This window comes from Bacteroides sp. CAG:189 (assembly GCF_000432295.1).
In the GTDB taxonomy this organism is placed as follows: domain Bacteria; phylum Bacteroidota; class Bacteroidia; order Bacteroidales; family Bacteroidaceae; genus Bacteroides; species Bacteroides salyersiae.
On sequence record NZ_HF991103.1, the window covers coordinates 1 to 24367 of the forward strand.

Below are 24367 nucleotides of genomic sequence, written 5' to 3' on the forward strand. Positions count from 1 at the left end.
ATTTTCACAAAAAACAGAAACGCCACTCAGGTTCAGAACTTTAACAGATGTCTCTTTCCTAAGATTTTCCAAATAAATAAAATCGGAAGTTTGCAATGGATATATTTTCAATGATGCCTTTAGATTTTCTGATTGCATGCCGGTATCATCAATACGGGAAACAACAATGGACTTTACCACATTACGCCAACTTTGTAAATCGGATGACGATTTATACATAACCCGAGAATCACCAGTAAAATCACCCTCTTTATATATGGTTACTTTATAACCGTCTGCAATCTCAATGGACGACAGCGCTGCTTTAAAATTCATTTTGTTATCGGTCATTCCCAAGCGCCATAGATCCTCTTGTGTGTAGTTTCCTACCTCCAGTCCTATACTCCATTGATTATTGAGTTTTCCTTGGTTATAATCCACGTTCTGAAAAAGACCAACAGGAGTAGTAGTTAGGGCTGTTTCAAAAGAAACCGTAGCCAGTTTCAGAAAAGTAGATGCTGCCGAAGCCTGATATAACAATTGTCTTCTACTATCTTGTGAAGTAGTCAGATCGTTCCAGTATTCGGGATAAAAGCCAAGTTCGTCTTTACAATTGTCATGCAAATAAACCGCATAACCCGCTGCAAGATTGAGCCATTTCGGATTTTGATCTATCTTGTAGAGTTCAACATAGGCGTCTGTCATGTCATGACCACCCCATTGACCGGTTTCATTCAATCGGTGAGTTTTCCAATCGATGTAATGAGACTCCATGCCATAAGCCAGCCGGTAAGCATCATCTAAATATTCCTGTTCGCCTGTTATGGTGTATAAAAGCATAGAAGCCTGCATCACAACCGCATTTTCATATCCACGATAACCAGCTCCAATACCCCAACCGGCATCATTCTTCATAAATTTGTATAGACGGATGCCGTCATTCAAATACTTCTGCTGATTAGTAATCTGATATAGGCGCAAGCAACAGACAGCAGTTGGAGCAGTAGCACAAGTAACCCACTTTCCATGTTTCTCATGGTTAGGATTCTCATTAAACTGAATGCCTCCTGTCGGCAGTTCACCACTCAGACAAAATTTCATGACCACTGTAGCTCTCGTTAAATAGTCACTGTTCTGTGTAACAGCATACAAGTCCAGCAAGTCCTTAACCATCCAAGCATTATCGTCATAATAACGGCTCCCACCCTTTCCACGATAACTGGCGTCATAAGCGTAATAACCATTATAAGAAACATAATAATACTGATTGACATTATCCACCAGTTTCTTGGCATCTTCTATACGCCCGGCATAAATCAAAGCTTTAATCTGGATACTTGTTGGCCATACGAAGGCCGGCGTTGAACTTGAAGCTTTTTCACAATATAGAAGTGTACCTTTATCCGATTTCAAATAGGTATCAATCACTTTCAAGGATTCCTCTCCCCATTGGCGGAATGTTTTTGTATTTCGAGTGTAAGAAGGAAGTCCTACTACAAAAAGTAGAACTATAATTAAAATTTTTCTCATATTTCCATTTGTTTAAGATTCAGCTATTCCCAAATAATCCTGAAATAAAACGCCATTTCTCGGGATTATCAATTATGAATTCAGATGAGTATCAAAACATTTTATGTTCCGTATTTTTTATAATATCTACTGAAAAAGTTTTTTTAAAGGCTACCTGATAAATTTGTACCTACATTCAAGAGGTAACCTTTAATTATTAATACTTATTCGGCCATCTTATATAATTCTGTTCCAGCCATCAGAAAAGCACCAACACCGTATACTTCTGTCATATCTTTAGTTACTTTTTTCGGATCAGCACCAATAGGTTGTACATAACCCAATTTCCCTTCACTATCGATCGTCCCCAGCACTGCTTTCCAAGATTTTAATAAAGTAGGCAGATAAGTAGCTTTGTCCAGTAATCCCTCATTAATGCCGTATGCTAATGCATATATAATAAAGTTTGTACAGCTGGTTTCTGGAGCGGCATAAGTTTCCGGATCCAATAAACTGGCATGCCAGAATCCATCCGGTTGCTGAATCTCCACCATGCGTCCACACATCTCTACGAACAGTTCCTCATAAAAATTACGGTAACTGTTTTTTTTAGGCAAGTCTTTCAACATCTCAGTTAGTCCGCCAAGTACCCATCCATTGCCTCTTCCCCAAAATACCTTTTTACCATTGGCTTCACGTTGATAAAAATAACGGCTATCACGGAAAAACATTTTTTCTTCCAAATCATACAAGAAAATAGTAGAAGCTTTATATTCTTTATCCATAAATTGTAGATATTTTTCATTACCCGTTTCCTTGTATAATCTGGTGAAAATAGGAGGAGCCATAAACAGAGCATCACACCAACTCCAACGTTCCAGTGTAGTCTGATTGGCATAATCAATTATCAAAGAACCTTTAGAAGGATGATCGATAATCCAATCAATACGTTCGATAGTCGGTTTTAACATGGATTTATCCTTATATCGATTATAGACATCTATGAACATCTGACAAACGGCTAAATCATCTGCATGATACATCCGTTTGTTGGCTTTCCACAAATAACGATTTCCTACATTTACTAACCATTTATAATACTTCTCGTCCTTATCAACTTTATCAGCCAATTCCGCCCATTTGGCCATACCAATATACAAAGTAGCATTTGTCCAGTCTAATGGATGATGCCTTACCTCTCTTTGGTGTTTAATCTGCCAATCGGCAACCTTTTTCATCAATAATTTAATCTCTACTTTAGTATAAGGTATCTTCTCATTAGTGGCAAAAACCGAAACATTTAAAAAGCCAAGAAACAACGATATGATAATAATTATATACTTCTTCATTTTATAATATCAATTTTATTAGTTCCACAATGGATTTTGTACAAGCAAATTACTTTTTTGTATTTCATCATAAGGTACAGGATACAATAGCATCTCCTTATTCCAAACGCGTTTCTCTACAACAACTCTATTATAATAAGAGCCTTCACCTACTTCATCATAAAACTCAGTTGGAATCTTACTAGAATTAAATTTAGCCGCACGTGAGTTAAGGTCCATTCCAGTACGAACATATGGCTGATCTTCTCCATTCTCATCCAGACAACTCATCCAACGATGAATGTCAAAATAATAATTTCCTTCAGCAAATAATTCTACCATGCGTTCACGACGAATAGCTATTTTCTGTGCTTCATAGTCCCCGACTATATTTTTTATTCCATTGTCTTTCAATTCTTTATATCCTGGTATACCAGCCCTGTCTCTGATTTTATCTATGTATTCTATAATTTTAGGATCAGAAGGATTTATTTCATTACACACTTCGGCATAATAAAGATAAAAATCAGCCAAACGGAACAATATCCAAGGACGAGCCCAAGTTTTCACATTATTTCCGCTATCCAATAAAGTACGGTTCTTAAACTTGTACAATAAATATCCAGCTTTCGGATGATCTTGTGAACTGTTGTCGGAATCTCCCCCCTTACTGAAATATGAACCGTACTCCGCCTTTCCAGAGATAGGAAGATGCCAACTCCTACCCTCATAAGTGACCGTATTATAAAAGCGGGGTTCCCGATTGTGATACATATTAAAAATATGTTTATCATTATGTAAAGTTGAACTACAAACATTCGTCAAATTTCCAAAACCATCCTCATTATATTCAGGATCCTCTTCAATTGTCAGACCATTTTTAGTAAAAAATGCGTCGACTCCTTCCTGATACAAGCCTATATTACAAAAACCATTGGCCCCACGTGGACAAGTACGACGTTCCATATCGTTACCTACAATCCGGTAACTATTATTACCGTTGGCCCAAAGAATCTCATCATTATAATATTGAAACAACTCATATACAGACAAATTAGGATCAGGCAAGCCATTACTACCAGGTTTGGAATAATATAACTTATGCCCTTTAGCTTCAGCAAAAGTAAATAAAGTCTCTAAATGTGTCTTGGCTGTATTCCATTTCGTCTTATCTTCATCTGGAAATAAATGCTTACCATCTTTATTTGTTAATTGTAACGCTTCTCCATACCCTCCATTAAAAAGAGGAGAAGCTGCATAAACCCACAATTTAGCACGCAATGCCAACACTGTTACTTTGGTCGGGCGTACAATTTCTTTCAAATTATATCTATCATTGTTATGTTCGTAATCCAGACTACCGGATGCACTCTCTGTGAACAATGTTTCTGGTAATGCATTCGAATCAAGAACTTCCTGCAATAATCTATCAATATAGTTTACAATCTCATCGACAGAGGCTCTCGGATAATCAATCGTCTTATTCTCCGGGTCTTCTATTTCCGTTATTAAAGGAACTGGACCATATAATTCAAAAAGAGAAAAATAACTATATGCAATCAAAAATTTAGTTTCCGCTTTCAAACGATCCATATCTTTTTTACTGATATATGATACATCTTGTTCCGAACCCATATAGTCTTTGGCATTATCTAAGAAAATAAATCCCTGTCTTATATATTTATATAAGGTAGCCCAACGATGAAACGAAGCGTTCGACGAATTGAACCCTGTCAACATCTGAGTACCGACAGCTGTTGTATTAGCTACTACTTGCCCAGACATTAAATTCCATATACCGGTGAATCCGGTAGTAGCCTCTTTTCCCATTTCCGAATAATTAGGAATACAATTATAAATATTAGCTTGCCAACGCTTTGTATATCCCGGGTTATTGAAAACTTGTTCCAATGTAAGATTCTCCGATAATTCCTTAGATACATCTAAATAATCACATGAGATAAAACTTCCAAGCATTCCACCCGCAACAAGTGCAATATATACGAACTTCTTAACCTCTTTCATAATATTCTATTTTTAAAATGTAACTTCAAGTCCTATTGTCCATGTCCCGCATATCGGGTATTTTGATCCGGAATTAGATCCACCCAACTCGGGATCCCAGTATTCTATATTATCCCAAACAGCCAAATTAGTACCTTGAACATAAATTCTTAAATTCTGCATACTGATTTTACGTAACATCTGTTTATTGAACTGATAACCGAACTCTACATTTTTCAAACGTAAGAAACTACCATTACGATACCACCATGTGCTTCCATATGCATTATGATCGAACTTAGTAGCATGAACACGCGGGAATAAAACATTTTGATTATAAGGATCGTTATTTTGCCAACGGTCTAAGGCCTCCATACGAGCCGAAGAAGCATCTACACCATTGTGAAATGGCATAAAATTACCAGCCGAACTTAAAAGATTGACAGAAGTTTGTCCTACTCCCTGAAAAAATACTCCAGCAAAAAAGCCCTTCCATTCTAAATTTAATCCAAAGCCATATACCAACCTAGGGTCTTCCGGATATAGACCGTTTTCATAGGTTTTATCCAATGAATCAATCTTCTTGTCTCCATTTAAATCTTTATATTTGATATCACCCGGAGCAACTTGGGTACCCGGATTAGGCATTCCCTCCTTTAAAGTATAAGTCTTACTTCCATCAGCATTTTCTACAATATCGAAATCATCGGGAGTATACAAACCTTCGGCTACATATACAAACGGTTGGCCGATAGACTGACCTGTATAAGCCTGGTACTGATAAACTTGTGGTACTTCATCATATTCCTCTACCCTATTCTTTGCATAAGTAAGATTACCTCTCACTGATGCAAATACCTGTCCAATCTGTTTCTTTAATATCAAACTAGCATCAAAACCTGTATTAGTGGTTACTCCGAAATTCTGCCAAGGACTATTTCGGAATCCAGCAGCCGAAGGTATTGTTTTTCTGCGCAATAAAATATTATTACGGCGATTGTGAAACCAATCTACAATCAAATCTATACTCCCTCTGAAAAGGCCTAAATCAACTCCAACATTCACTTTACGCTCACGTTCCCATGTCAAATTCGGCGTTGCAAAATCTTGTTCGATAATTCCGGCACCTACAGCTCCAGTTACATCTCCATTTACGCCCGGTGTCAATCCCATATTATATCCGGGACCTCCCGTAGAAAGTGCTTCTCTATAAGGAAAACGAGAACTTGAACCAATTTCATCGTTACCGGTAATACCGAATGAAGCTCTCAGTTTCAATTTACTTAAAATGTTTTCTAAAGGTTCCATAAATTTTTCATGGCTGATATACCAGGCAGCACCGACAGCTGGGAAAATTCCCCATCGATGTCCGGATGCAAAATTTTCACTACCCGTTGCACCAAAACTACCTTCCAACATATAACGATTATCATAGCCATAAGCAGCTCTGGCTACTACACTTTGTTTTCTATAAGGTAATAGTTGTATACCCGTTACATTCTGGTTCTGACTTTCTTTCTGCATATATAATAAAATACCAGACACATCGTGTTTTTCCTGAAATAATCTTTTATAGTTCAAAGATGTTTCAATATAAATTTTCTTTTCACCACCAGAACTTGAATACGTTGGATTACCTAATGCAGTACCTTGCTTTACTTCTGTTTTTATTAGATTACCAGTTTCATCTCGCCCTGTAGCATAAAAAGAGTTAGGAGATTTCTCGCGTTTTATCACAGAATAGGCCGATGCATCAAAACTGACACTTCCTTTCCATGAGAGCCCTTTTGTTATTACATCTAATTTCTGCTCTAAAGAAACTTTAGACTGGGCATTCATGCTCCAACTCTTGGTATATCCATAATGATTCAACATATTATATGGATTGGAACGGGTAGTTGGATCATATGTATAATGTTCCGAAATACTTCCATCAGAATAATACATAGGAATATAATGAGTGGGAAATTGAGTAATCATATCAAAGATAGCATCTGAACTATTTCCTGGATTATTCTTAGTTTTATATTGTCCGCTAAGGTCTACTGATATTTTAGTTGTCGATGTGATATCCATATCTACATTCGTACGTAGATTATACCGATCAAGACCAATATTAGCATCATACTTTTCTATTGGATTGGATTGAAATATACCATTTTCCTTATAATAAGCTCCTGATACAAAAAACTTTGTTTTTTCTGTTCCACCTCTAAAATTCAATGTATAGCGCATATTATGCGTCTGGTCTGATAATAAGTCCATCCAATTTACGTTAGGGTATAAATCCGGATCTACTCCCGTACGATATTTCTCCAATATTTCATCCGAATAAGTTCTGTTAAATGTATTCCAATCAGGATTACCAGCTTCATTCCACTGCCCTTCGTTATACAAAGACAAATAATCATAAGCTGGCAATAATTCCGGCATTCTTGTAGGAGTTACAATACTATATTGTGCTCTAAAACTAATATTTGTTTTTTGTGCTTTTCCCCGTTTAGAAGTTATCAATACTACGCCATTAGCACCTTCTGAACCATACACTGCTGTAGCAGCAGCGTCTTTCAATACAGAAAAAGTTTCTATTTCATCCACATCAATATCATCCATCGAACGTGGAACTCCATCTACCAATACCAAAGGAGAAGTACCTCCGGCATATGAACTCTGTCCTCGAATCCAGAATTCTGCACTGTCATTACCCGGTTCTCCGCTTCGTTGAATAGCAATAATACCAGCTATTTGTCCGGCAATGTTATTTGTAAGGTTACGTTGTGGCATCGAGAGTTCAGCTGGCCCAATAGAGTTAATCGAAGCAACTACACTCTCCTTTTTCTGTTGCCCATATCCGATAACAACTACGTCATCCAGATTTACACTAGACTCTCTCATACGCAGATTACCATTTACTCCAGTTTTTACAAGTTTTTCCTCTGTTTCGAACCCAACAAAACGATACTCCAGTATCTGACCATTTTCTACTTCTATTGAATAATAACCGTTTATATCAGACAAAACACCTGTAGATGTACCTTTTAAAACGACAGAAACACCTACTATCGGATTTCCATCTACATCTGTCAACAACCCTTTTAACGTCCATTTTTTACTTTTTTGTTGGGCGGACGCCGGTTTATCATCTGTTCTTGAAATTACAATTTGCCTTCCTGTAATAGAATAAGTAATATCCGTATCTTTAAAAACTTGGCTTAAGACTTTATCTATTGTCTGATTTTTTAAAAAAACGTTTATTTTTCTATCAACATCAATATTTTGATCCAAAAAGAAAATAATAAATTCACTCTGTTTCTCAATGTCAGCAAATACATCTTTCAAAGTTTTACCTTTGGCCTCAATCGTAATAAGTGTCTGATCGGGAAAAGCATAAGCGGAGGCTGTGCTCCAAATAACTGTCAAAAAGAGTATTGAAATCTTCAATATTCGTAAAAAACGCCCCTGTTCGACCTTGAAAAGGTCAAACGATTCTATATTTTTCATACATTTGAATGATTTTAAGTTAATATCTCGGAGTATAAATTAATTTAAAATGAAGCCGGATAATTCACTATATTATCTGGCTTTTTTCTTTTATGTCACGAATCGTCTTTCATTGTATTTATTCATTCTAAGGGTTTAACACTTATGTATACTTTCTCATTTGTTTCATATATCTCAATATTTGCTGCATTTTTTAAAATTTCCAATACTTCCGAAAGTTCATTCTTCAAGTCTAACTTGCCTGTGCAGGTAAGAGTGGATACCCCTTCTCCACATACAATTTCTTTACCATAATATCTGGATAAATTTTTGAAAATATTATCGAGGCGTTCATGATAATATTGATAAAAACCATCTTTCCACAATATATATCTGCTTGCATCCACACTTTTCACTTGTATCCGATTATTCTCATATGCAAACAACTGATTAGGCTTAAGTAATACCCTTTCTTTCTCGTTTGTCCTAACCTCCACTTTGCCACTGACAAGTACTACACGCTTCAATGCATCATCGTTATAGGCAGTAACATTAAATTTTGTTCCCAATACCCTAACTTGCATATTGTCCGTCCTTACAATGAAAGGTCTATTCTTATCAGGAGCAACTTCCAGATAAACCTCTCCTTCTACATAAATCTCTCGTTGATTTTTTACAAAAGTAGTAGGATACACTAATCTTGTACCAGCATTCACCCAAACCTTAGTTCCATCTGCAAAAGTAATCGACGAATTTTTTCCAAGAGGCACAAACAATTGATTATAGCTGATCTCAACGTTTTTTGCCATTACCTCTGTCGACTTTTCTGTCTTAACACGTATCTGCCCATCTTTATCATAAAGGATGTGCGATTTCTTTGTTCCGATAACGAGCTCTTTTTCGTTAGATAATATTAATTGTACGTCAGTAACAGTTTTATCTGGTTCGGGTAAAGATATAATTGCAGACATCATTTTATCTGCATTTAATTCATACTTGATTGCCATCCACCCTCCAACAATTATAACAGCAAAGCAAGCTGCAATCGACCATCTTTGAATGATAGAAAAAATCTTTTTTTTATTGTAATGTTGATTTTCCTGTTTTATTCGATCCCAAAGTGTATCTATCTCTTCTTCTGAAAGCTTTTTGACCGATTCTTCTCTAAAAGCGGCTATCGTTTTTCGAGCTAATTCTATCTCACGACTTAACTGTGGGAAACGCTTTATTTGGTTATTCCAAAATTTGATGTTTTCTGGTGTCGGATACCGTTCCGACATCACAAAATAATCATCATCCAACAATTGATTAATTTTATATGTACTATAGTCTTTATCCATTTTCACTTATTTCTATAATAGGGACAAGTAAAAATAAATAAAATACTCACTATTTTGAGAAAAAATAAAAAAAATAATTTGTTTATCTAAATAGTACTACTCGCAGTAAAAAAATACACAAATATAACTATTTCTCTTATAAAGATGGGTGCTTGGCAAAGTAACTTAAAATGAATAAATAGAATGACACAGAGTCATAATTATCCCTTATCTTTCTTAATGCCCGTTGAATCAAATTGTGCGCAGATTGATAATTCAAATTCATAATTTCGCATATTTGATCAAAATCGAGTTCTTCTACAAAACGATAATACATAATTTCCCTTTGTCTGGGAGTTAGAATAGAAAGTATATTCTCCACTTCTTCTTTCTGTAATTTTGCTGCTTCATCAGATAAAAATCTGTCTTCAACAGTTTCACTTAAGATAAAAGGAATAGACTCTAAATCAGTATACCTACACTGCTTATCCAATGCATTCAAAATACAATTTTTCAATGAAATCAACAAATAAACTCTAACATTATCGGGTAATGAGAGTGTTTTTCGATTCTTATATATCCTCGTAAAAACTTCCTGAATACAATCTTTTATCAATTCATGATCCATTGTAAAATGAGAGCCATAATTATATAACAATTGTACATACGTTCTATAAAGCCATGAGTAAGCTTGCTCATCCCCTTGCAAAAATTCTCTCCACTTTACTTCACTACTTTTATTACTTATCTGCATGTTGTATATTATATAATTCAAACACGCGAAACTACAAAAAAATAAAAAATTAAGAAAATAATTTTTTATTTTTTTGTAGTTATACGACAAATCATATCTTGGCCGACTGCAAAGCAGCCATCACCAATCGAATATCCGCATAGGAAACCTCGTCTCCCAAAGCTGCTTTTATAAACGTAATGCCACGGGCATCGGCATTCTCCTGCAAATAGCGGGTTATTTTATCCACTTTCTCCCGGGATACCAATTGATCGACTTTAACGGCTCCCGAACGTACATAATGCTCCAGATGTCCCGCAATAGTTCCGGTTACCAACTCGCGCTTCCTGGCAATCTCTTCGATATCCATCCCTTGGCGAAACATGGAATAACTTATCTCTTTTGTATCTATCCGAGGAGTTTTAGCCGCCAATTCTGCAACCACATCTGTACCCGAGCTTTTGGTCTTTTTGGCTCTTTTGACAGGTACTTCCGGCATTTCCGGCTGATGTATTTTATTTTCGGTCACATACCGATTTACCATGTCCAACAGAATATCACCATACTTCTCCGCTCCTTTTTTTCCAAAATAAGGAATACGTACCAAAGAAGCTATATCCCGAGGTAAAAGATTGACGATACCCAATATCGCTTTCTGTTGAATAACCGTATACACAGGAAGCCCGGCCTTAGCTGCTTCTGTATTTCGCCATGCTATTAGCTGTTTATAGAGATCCGGATGAAGAATATCCGTAGGTACTTCTATCTTTTCTCCCCGATCTGCTTTCGTGGCAGACGAGGATGTACGTGATTTGGAAGCGCCGGTATCTCCCTTTTCGCTTCCCTCGATTGTAAGTACCGCTTTCCGCTTCAAATAGGAAGGCACGGTAAAGCCCTCTTTTTCTGTAAGCAGAAGAGTCCCTTTCTTTATATATAATGCCGATTGAAGCGCTGCCAAAGCTTCACTGAATTTTTTCTTCAATTCTTTATTATCCGTTTGGATTTTAGTGCCAGCCACCAACGGAGAAAGTATTTCCTCCAACTGCCCGGCAAAATAATGCGCACCGGATATCAGACGCTGTTGCAAGCGATCATCGTGCATATAATCACCGGAAGCATTTACCAACTCCGTATATTGCAATTGAAAAGTATCTCCCACTTTCACAATTTTCGTTTTATATAATTCATCCGCTTCCTTATATCGCTCCAGCAATTTGGGATAAAGCCGGTACAAATGCTCATCCAAGAGACGGAGTACAAGTGCAAAATGACGCTCCAGAGAGTGAAAATCAAATTGTTCGCAAAGTAATTCATAGAAATAACGGTGCTGCAACTTATTCAGTTTTTCCTTATCGGGTGACAGCGCTTCCACCTCACGGGTAAATTCATCAATCGTATCATCACTGATAATCGCCTCTTTCCGAAGCGGAGAACCTAAGACAAGCCCTTCAAGGCTTTTGCAACGGCTTAACGCAACATACACCTGCCCGTGCGCAAATGAAGCATTGGCATCGATAATAGCCCGTTCAAAAGTAAGTCCCTGGCTTTTATGAATCGTAATAGCCCATGCCAAACGGATGGGATACTGCCGGAAACGCCCTTCCACTTCTTCCGTAATCTCCTTCGTTTCAGGATTCAACGTATATTTACTATTGGTCCATTCTTCCGTTTCCAAGAGAAAAGATTCATCATCTCCGTTTCCACGCACCATGATACCGTCTTTGGACACACTTGTTACCAGACCGATCTTTCCATTATAAAACCGATGTTCGCCGGAAGAATCATTTTTGATAAACATAATCTGTGCTCCCTTCTTCACAGTCAATACCTCATCGGCTGGATAAGCGGATTCGGGAAACGTACCTTCGGTTTTTGCCCGAAAGCTATAAGCCTGTCCCGGTAAAGCCACCAGTTGGCGGTCGTTATATTGCTGGGCTTGATAATTATGGGTGGTCAGACGGATGTATCCCTCTTCTTCCTTCGGACGAAAACCGGGAAGATAACGCTTGTTCAGTTCCGTAAGCACCGAATCGTCAGCGGTATTTTCACGTATCCTGTTCAATAAATTCACAAAGGCAGTATCACTCTGGCGATAGATATGCTTTAATTCGATGGTCACATATTCCGTTTCACGCAAAGCCCGGCTACCGAAGAAGAAAGCCGTGTCATAATACGGTTTCAACAACTGCCAGTCATCCTCTTTCACAACAGGAGCCAACTGCTGAAGATCGCCGATCATCAAAAGTTGTACACCACCAAACGGTTTATACCGGTCGCGATACTGACGTAACACGGCATCGATGGCATCCAGCAAATCAGCACGTACCATACTTATTTCATCAATCACCAAAAGGTCCAAACTACGGATGATATTGATCTTCTCTTTCCCGAATTTATGGAAAGTCTGGGCAGACATAAATTTAGTATCAGGCACATAAGGTGCAAAAGGCAGTTGAAAAAAAGAATGCATCGTTACTCCGCCTGCATTGATAGCGGCAATCCCCGTAGGTGCCACCACTACCATACGTTTCGGTGATTTGGCTTTCAGTTCTCTGAGAAAAGTAGTTTTACCTGTGCCGGCTTTTCCTGTCAGAAACAGATGCGTACCCGTATTTTCGATAAATTGCCAGGCGAGCTGTAAATCCGGATTGTTTTCCATACGATCTATAATTGCTTTGTTTTTCTGCCAAAGATACGGAAAACGATGATTATTTCGCCAAAAGGTGGTTTTAACTTTGTATCTTTTTATCAGTTTCACAACGGATCATTTAATAACCACTTAGGCATAAAGCAATATTCTGAAAGAATTTATATCGAGAGAATAAAAAAAGAGATTAAAACGGAGTGGACACATCATTATAAAACATCACATACAGAAGAAATCTCCACATCAGTTTTAGAAGAATATCTGATAAAAGTCGATAAAATAAAAAAAGAGTCATCTGCTTTTTATAGCGGACAACTCCTTTTCAAATATTTACTTAAGGCAAGATTATTTCATCGATCCCCCGATAATATCCAGCAACTCATTCGTTATCGCCTGCTGGCGTCCCTTATTATACTGCTTGGTCAAATCCTGAATCAGTTCATTCGCATTATCCGTTGCCACTTGCATAGCCAATGTACGGGCAGCATGCTCGGATGCATTAGAATCCATAGCGGCTGTAAAAACCTCCTGGCACAATACTTTCGGAATCAAATCGGCGATAAACTGCTCGACTGACGGTTCAACAATATAATCGTTCATTACCTGATTTCCTTCCATTTCTTCAGCCTGTTCCTCTTCTATCCGGGTAAGATCGATCGGCAAATATTTTTCACGAACCAGTTCCTGTACGCCCATCGATTTGAAATGGTGATAAATCAGTTCTACACGATCGATGTCCTTGAACACGAAAAGTTCCATTAAATGTTCTGCAAGAGCAGATGCCTCCTGATAAGTGGGCTTATCAGCTAACTGCTGATAACTGCCTTTCGGGAAAAAGCCCATCTTCTTCACTGCCTCCTCCACCTTACGCCCGATAGGATAAATCAAGATATTATCCTGACCCAACTTGCGGTATTCACCGATGGTATGCAGAAACATTTTGATAACATTGGCATTGAAAGCACCACACAAAGAACTGTTGGAAGAGAACAAGACAATAGCCACACGCTTTACCTCACGCTCCTCCACATAGGGAGATTCGATCGAAAGATCACCACTGAGAAAATTATGCAGAATCTTGTTCAGTTGCCTTTGATATGGCAACATATGTTCAATGGCTCCTTGCGCCTTATGTAATTTGGCAGAAGCCACCATCTTCATTGCTGAAGTGATCTTTCGGGTACTCTGTACCGAATTTATTCTGGTTTTTACTTCTTTAAGTGAAGCCATATTGTTTTAGTAGTTAGTAGTTAGAATTTAGTAGTAAGCATGGAGATAGTGAAAATTGGTAGTTAGAAGTCAGTAGCTGGTAGTTAAAAGCTGGTAGTTAGAAGTTAGTAGCTGAAAGTTAACAGTCAGATACAATGAATAGAAAACACCGGGAATAAAACCGGATCCAACACTCTAAATCATTCCTACTTGACTACTTAACTACTTAACTACTACCTACTTAACCACATACCCACTCTACCACCTTATTAATTCATAAATTGTTTCGCCACCATTTCCGCCGTCTCACGAATACCCTTTTCAACTTCTTCATTGATCACACCGGTTTTCAGTACATCGAGAACATCTGCCTGATGGTTAATGGCAAGACTCTCCTGGAAACTGCGTTCAAAATCTTCCACCTTATCCAAAGGTACATTACGCAGCAAACCATGAACACCACAATAAAGGATAGCAATCTGTTTCTCTACCGGCATCGGGCTGTACTGCGGCTGCACAAGCAAACGGGTATTCTTCTGCCCCTTATCAATGATGTGGGCAGTCACAGGATCCATATCGCCACTAAATTTCGTAAACGCTTCCAATTCACGGTATTGTGCCTGGTCTATTTTCAATGTACCGGCTACCTTTTTCATCGCTTTGACCTGAGCATTACCTCCTACACGGGATACAGAAATACCCACATTAATAGCCGGACGGTTACCCTGATTAAAGAGATCGGTATCGAGGAATATCTGCCCGTCGGTAATCGAAATTACATTCGTAGGGATATAAGCGGATACGTCGCCGGCTTGTGTCTCGATGATAGGTAATGCAGTCAGAGAACCACCTCCCTTCACCATTCCCTTAAGGCTGTCGGGGAGGTCATTCATCTCACGCGCCACTTCTTCCTGATTGATAATCTTTGCCGCACGTTCCAACAAGCGGGAATGCAGATAGAATATATCACCCGGATAAGCCTCGCGCCCGGACGGACGACGCAGAATCAAGGACACTTCGCGGTAGGCAACGGCCTGTTTGGAAAGGTCGTCATAAACCACCAATGCATCACGGCCGGTATCACGGAAATATTCACCGATAGCGGCACCCGAGAACGGTGAGAAGTATTGCAAGGCGGCAGGATCACCGGCTGTAGCAGCTACCACAATTGTGTACTCCATCGCACCATATTCGCGCAAAGTATTCACGATAGAAGCAACCGTAGAGCCCTTCTGACCAATGGCAACGTAGATGCAATACACAGGCTTGCCTGCCAGATAATTTTCACGTTGATTGATAATGGTATCGATGGCAATGGCCGTCTTACCGGTCTGCCGGTCACCGATGATCAACTCACGCTGTCCACGGCCGATAGGAATCATGGCATCCACCGCTTTCAATCCCGTCTGCAACGGCTGATTCACCGGCTGGCGGAAAATTACCCCCGGTGCTTTACGCTCCAACGGCATTTCGTATAACTTCCCGCCAATCGTGCCCTTTCCATCCAGAGGTTCCCCCAACGGATCGATCACACGTCCTAACATGCCTTCACCCACACGGATAGAAGCAATACGCCGGGTACGCTTTACGGTATACCCCTCTTTGATCTTATCTGTAGGTCCCAGCAGCACTGCTCCCACATTATCTTCTTCGAGGTTCATTACAATAGCTTTAATGCCATTGTCGAATTCCAGCAATTCGTTTGCTTCGGCATTCCGCAACCCATAAATACGTGCCACGCCATCACTGACCTGCAACACCGTACCTATCTCATCGAGCTGCACACGCGTATCGATGCCTTCAAGCTGACGACGCAGGATATCGGATACTTCGCTTACTTTTATATTTTCAGACATAATTATATTTACGATTTGACTATTTACGATTAAAATTAGAAAATTAGTGACTGGATAACTCTTGATATTTACGATTAGACGATTGACGGATTACGATTGAAATTACTCTGATTCGCGATTTGATTCGGTTTGATAATGCCGAGTACCTCCAATCGTAAATCGTAAATCGTCTAATCGCAAATCCCTACACTATTCTTCTGTTCTTATCAATAAACTGTTGTTTCACACGCTTCAACTGGGTAGCTATGCTGGCATCCAAGCGATAATCATTGATATCGAAAACAAAACCACCTTCAATAGACGGGTCTACCACAGTTTCCAACTCCATTTGCGCATGAAGAATCGCACCGGCAGAATTACGTATCCGTTCTTCCGTTTCCTTATCGACAGGTACCGCCGTGATAAGTTTGCCTACACCGATGTGTTTCAGCTTCCTGTACAAATCCAGAAAAGACAGGCAAATAAATTGCAGGAACTGTTCGCGATTGTTCTTCAGCACCAATGTGATAAAGCGGGAAAAAGTACGGCTTACTCCTTGATCACCGGTAGCAGCCGCACAAATCAACGAATACTTCTCACGGATATTCAGCACAGGATTTGACAGGGCTTCTTTCAAGTTCGGAAAAGCAGAAAGATTTCTCGACAGCATCTTCATCTCTTTGTAAAGCGTATCCTCTGCACGATTTTCTTTTGCATATTCAATCAGTGCTTTCGCATAGCGCATTGAAACAACTCCTATATCCATACTTCATTCCAGTTAATTCTTATTCAATACTTCGTCCAGCATCCGGTCTATCATCTCCATCTGCTCACGTTTGTCATCCAGATTCTTACGGATCACTTTCTCGGCAATATCCACCGAAAGTATGGCAACTTGCCGGCGGATATCACGGATTGCCTCGTCCTTTTCTATCTGGATCTGCTTCTTCACCTCGTCCAGTTCTTTCTGGGCGGCAGCTTCTGCCTGCTTACGGGCTTCGTGAATAATCTTATCACGCTCCTGCATAGCCTCTTTCAAGATACGTCCCTGCTCCTTGTTAGCGGCAACCACGAGCGCTTCGCCCTGTTCCTTCAATTTAGACAACTGGGCATTGGCTTCCCTGGCCACCTCCAGAGACTGGTCGATGTAGGTTTTACGGCCTTCCACCATCTTAACGATGATGGGAAAACCATATTTCGCCAATACAACGAACACAATCCCAAACGAGAGGAACATCCAGAATAACAGGCCACTATCGGGTAATAACAATGACATAAGGCTATTTACAATTAAATGATTTACAATTTACGATTGAGAAATCGATACACATCATTTGTCCCGGCATCTTATAAGAAGAATACCAACAAACAAACAACGACTGCCAACAGAGCCACACCTTCAATCAAAGCGGCAGCAATAATCATATTCATACGGATATCGCCCGAAGCTTCCGGCTGGCGTGCAATAGCTTCCATAGCCGAACCACCGATTTTACCAATACCCAAACCTGCGCCGATTACGGCAAGACCGGCACCAATAGCTGCTCCCAACTTTCCGATAGCAGCACCAGCGGCTGCTTGTAATAAGACTGATAGTAACATAATTTTCAGTTTTAAAATGGTTTATATTATTAATTTAAAATTCAAGAATAACATGACTTCACCCGACCGTTATTTATTCAGCTATTTATTTAGCCACTTCTTCGGCCTTGCTCCCCTCTTGTGCCAAACCGATAAATACGGCAGACAACATGGTGAAAACATAAGCCTGTATGAATGCCACCAACAGCTCAAGTGCATTCATAAAGATATTAAACAAAACCGAAGCAACGGTCAGTGTCCCGTTCAATGCGGGCCCCATACTTGCCGAAATAAAGATCAGACAAGTGAGCACCAACATAGCCATATGCCCCGAAAGCATATTCGCAAACAGACGGATCATCAACGCGAAAGGCTTGGTAAACACTCCGAAAAATTCGATAAACGGCATCATCGGTATGGGCACTTTAAGCCACCAGGGTACATCGGGCCAGAATATATCTTTCCAATAATGCTTGGTACCGAAAATATTGACAGCCAGAAATGTACAAATGGCCAATACCATTGTGATGGCAATGTTTCCGGTCACATTCGCTCCACCGGGAAAGAAAGGTATCAGTCCCATGAGGTTATTGATGAAGATAAAGAAAAAGGCAGTCAGCAGATAAGGAGCAAACTTCTTATAATTAGGTCCCACGCAACTCTTTATCACATCGTCGTGTATCATCATAATGAACATTTCCATGAAACCGACAAAACCACCGGGTGCCAATGCTCCCTGTTCGCGCTTGCGATACCAATGCGCCACGCTCAAAACAATGACCAGCAACAATACACTGTTCATCAACAACGACAAAGTGACCTTTGTAATCGAAATGTCCCACGGACGAACCTGTTCACCGGCCTCATTGTATTCCACGATCTTCCCTTCATACTTGCTTCCGGAAGGAGCAATGGAAAAGCCCTCATACGTTCCTCCGTTCTCTTCAAGCCGTGAGGAAAGAAAAGTGTGCCAGCCGCTATTCGAACTGTACACGATTACCGGCAACGGAATTGTGATATGTGTGTTGCCCCAGGTAGTGATATGCCATTCATATGAATCTCCGATATGCCCGAAAACGATACTTTTCACATCAACCGTGTTCTCTTTTTGTTCGCCGGGCGTGATCTCCTCCTGCGCCAGTGCAGGAAGCGAAACAAGCAGCCCCAACGCGAAGAGCAATCCTGTGAATATGTTACGCAACTGTTTCATTTTTTGTTTTATTTTTCTTTTGTCGTTTCTTATTCAGCTCATAGCCTGCAAAGAAGCTTGTCTCAAATACCAGATAAATCAGATAGTTCACGATAAAGGTAAGCAGAAATGCCACCGCCTCTTCCCGGACTACCATACAATATATCACCAGAACGATTACAGAAAGAATCATCTTAAGCACCTTCATGGCCAGATGAAGCAGCAACATCTTTTCGGGAGCAAACCGCCGGCAAGCATCGAACATATAGATATTGAATACTCCGAAAATATAGAAGAATACCGGAATCAGCGGATAACCTCCAAAATAATGTTCGGGCACCAAAGAGAAATAAGTGACTCCACCCACTCCACTCAACAAAAGAGTGATAAGAGTAAGATAGAGCAGATACTTACGCTTTGTTAGATTTATGCTCATTTTATGTTGCTGTGTTTTTCTGTTTCTAAATTCAATATTATCGTCAGGAGACACAAACGGATACCTTACCGTCACTCATCTCCACAAAACCACCCTGAATATCGAGCGTACATTCTTCATTATCATCGGTCACATAGCTCAACTTCCCTTCTTTCAAAGAAGAGACGATCGGAGCATGTTGCGGCAAAATAGTAAACGATCCCATCGCTCCGGGCAGAGTCACACTATTTACTTCTCCATCGAATATCTCTTTTTCAGGAGAGACAATACTCAAATGCAATTCTTTCATTCTCAATAATGTGCTAATGTGCCGATATGCCAATGTGCCAATTGGTAAGACGGCCATTCATAAAATTGAATAATTAATTGTGCGCAGCCAATTGGCACATTGGCATATCGGCACATTCATGCATTATTTCTTCGCCTGTTCGAGCAATTGTTTCCCCTTCTCAATGGCTTCTTCAATCGTACCCACATTCAGGAAAGCCTGTTCGGGCAGATCATCCACCTCGCCATCCAGAATCATACGGAAACCTTTGATCGTATCTTCTATGGAGACCATCACACCGGGTACGCCGGTAAACTGTTCGGCTACGGAGAAAGGTTGCGAAAGGAACCGTTGTACACGACGTGCACGATTCACAAGCGTCCTGTCTTCATCCGAAAGTTCTTCCATACCCAAAATCGAAATGATATCCTGCAACTCTTTGTTACGCTGAAGAATCTGTTTTACCCGCTGTGCCACTTCATAATGCTCCTGCCCCACGATATGCGGATCGAGAATACGTGAAGTGGAAGACAACGGATCTACCGCCGGATAGATGCCTAACTCCGTTATTTTACGGTCGAGTACCGTGGTGGCATCGAGGTGTGTAAAAGTAGTTGCCGGTGCCGGGTCAGTCAAGTCATCGGCAGGCACATATACAGCCTGTACAGATGTAATAGAACCGTATCGGGTTGAAGTGATCCGCTCCTGCATAGCTCCCATCTCTGTTGCTAACGTAGGCTGATAACCCACTGCCGAAGGCATACGTCCCAACAATGCCGAAACTTCAGAACCGGCCTGCGTGAAACGGAAAATATTGTCGATAAAGAACAGAATATCCCGTGGTCCGTCACCTTCCGAATGCATATCGCGGAAAGATTCCGCTACCGTCAATCCGGACAAAGCCACAGAAGCACGTGCTCCCGGCGGTTCATTCATCTGACCGAACACTAATGATACCTGCGATTTCTTCACTTCCTCGTAGTCAATTTTCGACAAATCCCAATGTCCTTTCTCCATGCTCTCTTTGAAAGCTTCTCCATAGCGGATAACCCCGGATTCTATCATCTCACGGAGCAAGTCATTACCCTCACGGGTACGCTCTCCCACTCCGGCAAATACAGAAAAACCATTATGTTTCTTGGCTATATTGTTAATCAGCTCTTGGATAAGCACCGTTTTGCCTACACCGGCGCCACCGAATAAACCGATTTTACCACCTTTTGAATAAGGCTCGAGAAGGTCGATTACTTTGATACCTGTATACAGCACTTCCTGTACAGTGGTCAAATCTTCAAATTTAGGGGGATCACGGTGAATGGAATAAGCCCCCTCACGGCTAAGCTCTTTCATACCGTCAATAGAATCGCCGACAACATTCATAAGTCGTCCTTTAATCTGTTCACCTACCGGCATGGTGATCGGCCCGCCCGTCGGATATACTTTCATACCACGCTGCAAACCGTCGGTACTATCCATTGCAACAGTTCTTACCGTATTTTCACCAATGTGTTGTTGCACTTCTACAATCAGAATTTTGCCGTTCGGCCTTCTTATCTCCAACGCATCGTGTATGCTGGGCAACACCAGTTCGGCCTCCGTACCTTCAAAGTACACATCGACCACAGGCCCGATTACCTGAGAGATATGTCCGATAATCTGTGACATAAGCAATCTTTTTATATATTATTTTCTAAACTTCATAGCATAGCAAGTCGCGTTTTTATCAACTTTACTATTAAAATAACGTCTGAGATTTTGTTTTGTTCACACACCCGTCAATACAAGTAGTTAAACAAACAACTGTGCAAATGTAGAAACAATTGTGATTCATTATTCTCATTTGCTTTTTTTTTGTTTTAGATAACATTCGTTAGGCCTAAAAATACTACTAACAGACCGATAATCACAACAAAAAAAGAGTATTTCTAACCAAAATATTATCTTAAGATTCATTTTATCAGAAAAACGTTTTTACCCAATCGAGTTTTCTGCATTTATCGCAAGAGTCAACTCATTAGATTGCAAAAGAGATAGTAAAGAGGACAACGAGTTTCGTGTCCGAGCACAACAAATTCGCCATAATGATCCGGAAAATGTAAGAAATCATAGCTTCCGGATGATCTGAAAAGATGATTATTAATTTTTGCAAACGATAAAATGTAATTATTATGACCATACGGCCCTGTTTTTCTTTATCGGATGTATGACTGCACGCCTTCACATACTTTTTGTGAAGTTATCAAAATCATAACTATCTCCCATCACCCCATATGAGACAACCGGACACAAGATCACCGGGAAGCATGCATATCATCATATAAAATACTGATATACTGCATTATATAAATCTAATATTTAAGATATAGAAATACGTATTTAAGGGTATGTTAATAACGTATTCTTAGATGCAAAAGATTCATTTTATAAAGGAAAGAAATACATTCTTTATCGGCAAGAATATAATAGCCCTAATGAACTGTTAAGAATGTTAATGAAAAGTGCCCCGTCACATCTATCATAACGGGGCACTTCATCTATGGATATTATTTTCACAAAGTATTTTTATCAGAATACTTCCACTTTTTCTGCTATACGTTTTGCCTTATCACGTAATGTATCCAGATCGGAGCCCAGAGGAGCATAGCAAAGAACAACTCCCATACGACGATTCACACGGGTAAACGGTTTACCAAAAATACGCAGGTAAGTATCTTCTTCTTTAGTCACCTCTTCCATACCACGATATTGCGGACGTTCCTGACTGGCAATCGGAGACAGAATCACTGCGCTCGCTCCTATCCTCTCCTGCTTAATGCCCGGAATAGGTAAGCCCAATACGGCACGCAGATGAAGTTCGAACTCATTCAGATTTTGTGTTCCGGCCAATGTCACCATACCGGTATCGTGCGGACGCGGAGAAAGTTCGGAGAAATATACCCCGTTGTCATGGCTCAAAAAGAATTCCACTCCCCACAAGCCAGCCCCGGTCAAAGCTCTTGTCACCTTCTCTGCCATCTTCTCAGCTTCTTTCAGATGAGCAGGATCGATATGCGCCGGCTGAAAACTTTCGCGATAATCTCCCCCCTTCTGTACATGTCCGATAGGCGGGCAAAACAACGTCGGACCGTTTTTCTGGGTGACAGTAAGCAAGGTTATTTCGCTATCGAACTTGATGAACTCTTCAATAATAAGTTCACGGATATCACCACGACTGCCGCTGCAACCATACTCCCATGCATGTTCCAATTCATCGGCACTCTTCACCAACGACTGGCCTTTGCCGGAAGAAGACATCAAAGGTTTAACCACGCACGGGAAACCGATCTTATCGGCAGCTTCTTTCAATTCGTCCAAAGAAGTGGCATAAAAATATTTGGCGGTTTTCAGCCCCAATTCCTTAGCAGCAAGATCGCGTATGGCTTTACGGTTCATTGTAAAGTTCACTGCACGGGCACTGGGCACTACTTGAATGCCTTCTTTCTCGAAGTCATACAAACGTTCGGTACGGATAGCTTCGATCTCCGGCACGATAATGTCCGGCTGATGTTTTCTGACCGCACGCTCCAATGCCTCACCATCGAGCATATTAAATACTTCACATTCATCGGCCACCTGCATAGCCGGAGCCCCGACATACGAATCGCAGGCAATGATATACTGTCCTTTACGCTGAGCGGAAATAACAAACTCTTTTCCTAATTCACCGGAACCGAGTAAAAGTATTTTTTTCATGATTGAATATTTTTTTAATAATATGCAAAAGTAATGTTTTTCGATGAAACTTATTCAAATGACGAAGAGTAAAGATATAAAAAATGTCCCTGACCATCTTCAAACAGACAACCAGGGACTACATAATGAAAAATAAAGTAAAAAAAAATATTAAAGTACAATATTTATTGATGCTGCTCACGCAACAAATCATTCACGGTCTTCACCGGATTGAAAGTAGAAAGCGGCACTTCAACGAATACTGTATTCCAATCACTCATCGCACCGTTCCACAAGCCGGGAAGCTCCAGTGCTTTCAGGTCTTTGCCGTTCTTTGATTTATAAGAGATAAATCCGGTGGCTTTGTCTACATAATTCACCAAATCGAATTTATGTCCTTTATAATCACGCACAGCACATACAAGATCTACCGGATTAAAATGTGTTCCTTTTTCAAACATCTCTTTTGCAGCAGCATTATTCATATCGATCTGCGAGCTTTCCAATATCTGGAGAGAAATAGTACCGTCACTATTGTATGCAAGGAACGGGCCGCCACCGGGTTCGCCCACATTCTTCACCATACCGCATACACGCATCGGACGATTCAGTTTCTTCTTCAAGTACATTGCCAACTCGGAATCTTCAAGATTCTTCGTTTCCGGATTCTTACAGAATAAGCTCTTTTGTACAAACTGAAGGATTTCCATTACCTGATCATGAGAGTAATCACCACTATCGAGCAATTCCAAATATTCGAAAGTCTGTTTCTGCAAAGCAACCAGCACACCGGCTATCAGCTTCTTATACAATACCGTATCCGCCTTCAATCTGTCCGGCACCACATTATCTATATTTTTTATAAAGATGATGTCGGCATCCAAATCGTTCAGATTCTCAATCAATGCTCCATGACCACCCGGACGGAAAAGCAATTTACCATTATCGCGGAAAGGCTGATTGTCCATATCGGCAGCAATCGTATCGGTACTGGGCTTCTGCTCTGAAAAAGTAATGTTATACTCAACACCGTAACGTTTTGCAAACTCTCCGGCTTTCTCGGCCACCAATACTTTGAAAAGTTCGCGGTGTTCTGTAGAGACTGTGAAATGTACATTTACCTTACCGCTCTTCTCGGC

Annotated in this window: 18 protein-coding genes; all 18 read right to left on the reverse strand. The window is 40.1% G+C overall.

All coding sequences use genetic code 11. The annotated features are described in order from the left end of the window. Positions 1-1509 (reverse strand): glycoside hydrolase family 76 protein (locus QVP90_RS14190; protein WP_288204602.1); only part of this gene is annotated, 1509 nt, incomplete at its 3' end. Between the two features lie 203 nt (positions 1510-1712). Further along, positions 1713-2837: a glycoside hydrolase family 88/105 protein gene (locus QVP90_RS14195; RefSeq protein WP_005932572.1), complete on the reverse strand. Its 1125-nt coding sequence runs from the start codon at positions 2835-2837 to the stop codon at positions 1713-1715. Between the two features lie 18 nt (positions 2838-2855). Then, entirely contained in the window at positions 2856-4841 is a 1986-nt protein-coding gene (locus QVP90_RS14200) for a RagB/SusD family nutrient uptake outer membrane protein (protein ID WP_021936812.1), read from the reverse strand. Between the two features lie 12 nt (positions 4842-4853). After that, positions 4854-8321 (reverse strand): TonB-dependent receptor, encoded by a 3468-nt coding sequence (locus QVP90_RS14205; RefSeq protein ID WP_005932575.1) that lies wholly within the window; start codon positions 8319-8321, stop codon positions 4854-4856. A gap of 122 nt (positions 8322-8443) precedes the next feature. Further along, positions 8444-9640, reverse strand: a complete 1197-nt coding sequence (locus tag QVP90_RS14210) for a FecR family protein (protein WP_021936813.1) — start codon at positions 9638-9640, stop codon at positions 8444-8446. Positions 9641-9776: 136 nt separating this feature from the next. Then, positions 9777-10373 carry an RNA polymerase sigma factor gene (locus tag QVP90_RS14215; protein ID WP_005932582.1) on the reverse strand — a complete coding sequence of 199 codons (597 nt, stop codon included), beginning with the start codon at positions 10371-10373 and terminating at the stop codon, positions 9777-9779. 91 nt (positions 10374-10464) lie between these two features. Next, positions 10465-13011, reverse strand: a complete 2547-nt coding sequence (locus QVP90_RS14220; RefSeq protein ID WP_021936814.1) for a helix-turn-helix domain-containing protein — start codon at positions 13009-13011, stop codon at positions 10465-10467. A gap of 333 nt (positions 13012-13344) precedes the next feature. After that, complete coding sequence (locus QVP90_RS14225) at positions 13345-14229, reverse strand: F0F1 ATP synthase subunit gamma (RefSeq protein WP_021936815.1); 885 nt, start codon at positions 14227-14229, stop codon at positions 13345-13347. Positions 14230-14477: 248 nt separating this feature from the next. Continuing rightward, positions 14478-16064 (reverse strand): F0F1 ATP synthase subunit alpha, encoded by a 1587-nt coding sequence (gene atpA / locus QVP90_RS14230; protein WP_007480675.1) that lies wholly within the window; start codon positions 16062-16064, stop codon positions 14478-14480. Positions 16065-16248: 184 nt separating this feature from the next. Continuing rightward, entirely contained in the window at positions 16249-16809 is a 561-nt protein-coding gene (locus tag QVP90_RS14235; protein WP_005932592.1) for a F0F1 ATP synthase subunit delta, read from the reverse strand. A gap of 12 nt (positions 16810-16821) precedes the next feature. Then, complete coding sequence (gene atpF / locus QVP90_RS14240) at positions 16822-17319, reverse strand: F0F1 ATP synthase subunit B (RefSeq protein ID WP_005932595.1); 498 nt, start codon at positions 17317-17319, stop codon at positions 16822-16824. A 71-nt stretch (positions 17320-17390) separates the two neighbouring features. After that, complete coding sequence (gene atpE, locus QVP90_RS14245) at positions 17391-17645, reverse strand: ATP synthase F0 subunit C (RefSeq protein WP_002560656.1); 255 nt, start codon at positions 17643-17645, stop codon at positions 17391-17393. Between the two features lie 85 nt (positions 17646-17730). Continuing rightward, complete coding sequence (gene atpB, locus QVP90_RS14250) at positions 17731-18834, reverse strand: F0F1 ATP synthase subunit A (protein WP_005932599.1); 1104 nt, start codon at positions 18832-18834, stop codon at positions 17731-17733. Further along, the gene (locus QVP90_RS14255; protein WP_007480673.1) at positions 18818-19249 is read right to left on the reverse strand and encodes a hypothetical protein; all 432 of its coding nucleotides are present in this window, start codon (positions 19247-19249) and stop codon (positions 18818-18820) included. The genes atpB and QVP90_RS14255 overlap by 17 nt, the downstream gene beginning before the upstream one ends. 43 nt (positions 19250-19292) lie before the next feature. Then, positions 19293-19538 (reverse strand): ATP synthase F1 subunit epsilon, encoded by a 246-nt coding sequence (gene atpC / locus QVP90_RS14260; protein WP_005932605.1) that lies wholly within the window; start codon positions 19536-19538, stop codon positions 19293-19295. Positions 19539-19661: 123 nt separating this feature from the next. Beyond that, the gene (gene atpD / locus QVP90_RS14265) at positions 19662-21182 is read right to left on the reverse strand and encodes a F0F1 ATP synthase subunit beta (protein ID WP_005932607.1); all 1521 of its coding nucleotides are present in this window, start codon (positions 21180-21182) and stop codon (positions 19662-19664) included. A gap of 900 nt (positions 21183-22082) precedes the next feature. Further along, entirely contained in the window at positions 22083-23249 is a 1167-nt protein-coding gene (gene purT / locus QVP90_RS14270; RefSeq protein WP_021936816.1) for a formate-dependent phosphoribosylglycinamide formyltransferase, read from the reverse strand. A 164-nt stretch (positions 23250-23413) separates the two neighbouring features. Beyond that, a partial coding sequence (locus QVP90_RS14275) for a DUF4301 family protein (RefSeq protein WP_288204611.1) occupies positions 23414-24367 on the reverse strand: 954 nt, incomplete at its 5' end.

Bases quoted from the DNA above. Each gene is read 5' to 3' on its own strand.
- QVP90_RS14195 (WP_005932572.1), bottom strand. From the start codon at position 2,837: ATGAAGAAGTATATAATTATTATCATATCGTTGTTTCTTGGCTTTTTA.
- QVP90_RS14200 (WP_021936812.1), bottom strand. From the start codon at position 4,841: ATGAAAGAGGTTAAGAAGTTCGTATATATTGCACTTGTTGCGGGTGGA.
- QVP90_RS14205 (WP_005932575.1), bottom strand. From the start codon at position 8,321: ATGAAAAATATAGAATCGTTTGACCTTTTCAAGGTCGAACAGGGGCGT.
- QVP90_RS14210 (WP_021936813.1), bottom strand. From the start codon at position 9,640: ATGGATAAAGACTATAGTACATATAAAATTAATCAATTGTTGGATGAT.
- QVP90_RS14215 (WP_005932582.1), bottom strand. From the start codon at position 10,373: ATGCAGATAAGTAATAAAAGTAGTGAAGTAAAGTGGAGAGAATTTTTG.
- QVP90_RS14220 (WP_021936814.1), bottom strand. From the start codon at position 13,011: ATGGAAAACAATCCGGATTTACAGCTCGCCTGGCAATTTATCGAAAAT.
- QVP90_RS14225 (WP_021936815.1), bottom strand. From the start codon at position 14,229: ATGGCTTCACTTAAAGAAGTAAAAACCAGAATAAATTCGGTACAGAGT.
- atpA (WP_007480675.1), bottom strand. From the start codon at position 16,064: ATGTCTGAAAATATAAAAGTAAGCGAAGTATCCGATATCCTGCGTCGT.
- QVP90_RS14235 (WP_005932592.1), bottom strand. From the start codon at position 16,809: ATGGATATAGGAGTTGTTTCAATGCGCTATGCGAAAGCACTGATTGAA.
- atpF (WP_005932595.1), bottom strand. From the start codon at position 17,319: ATGTCATTGTTATTACCCGATAGTGGCCTGTTATTCTGGATGTTCCTC.
- atpE (WP_002560656.1), bottom strand. From the start codon at position 17,645: ATGTTACTATCAGTCTTATTACAAGCAGCCGCTGGTGCTGCTATCGGA.
- atpB (WP_005932599.1), bottom strand. From the start codon at position 18,834: ATGAAACAGTTGCGTAACATATTCACAGGATTGCTCTTCGCGTTGGGG.
- QVP90_RS14255 (WP_007480673.1), bottom strand. From the start codon at position 19,249: ATGAGCATAAATCTAACAAAGCGTAAGTATCTGCTCTATCTTACTCTT.
- atpC (WP_005932605.1), bottom strand. From the start codon at position 19,538: ATGAAAGAATTGCATTTGAGTATTGTCTCTCCTGAAAAAGAGATATTC.
- atpD (WP_005932607.1), bottom strand. From the start codon at position 21,182: ATGTCACAGATTATCGGACATATCTCTCAGGTAATCGGGCCTGTGGTC.
- purT (WP_021936816.1), bottom strand. From the start codon at position 23,249: ATGAAAAAAATACTTTTACTCGGTTCCGGTGAATTAGGAAAAGAGTTT.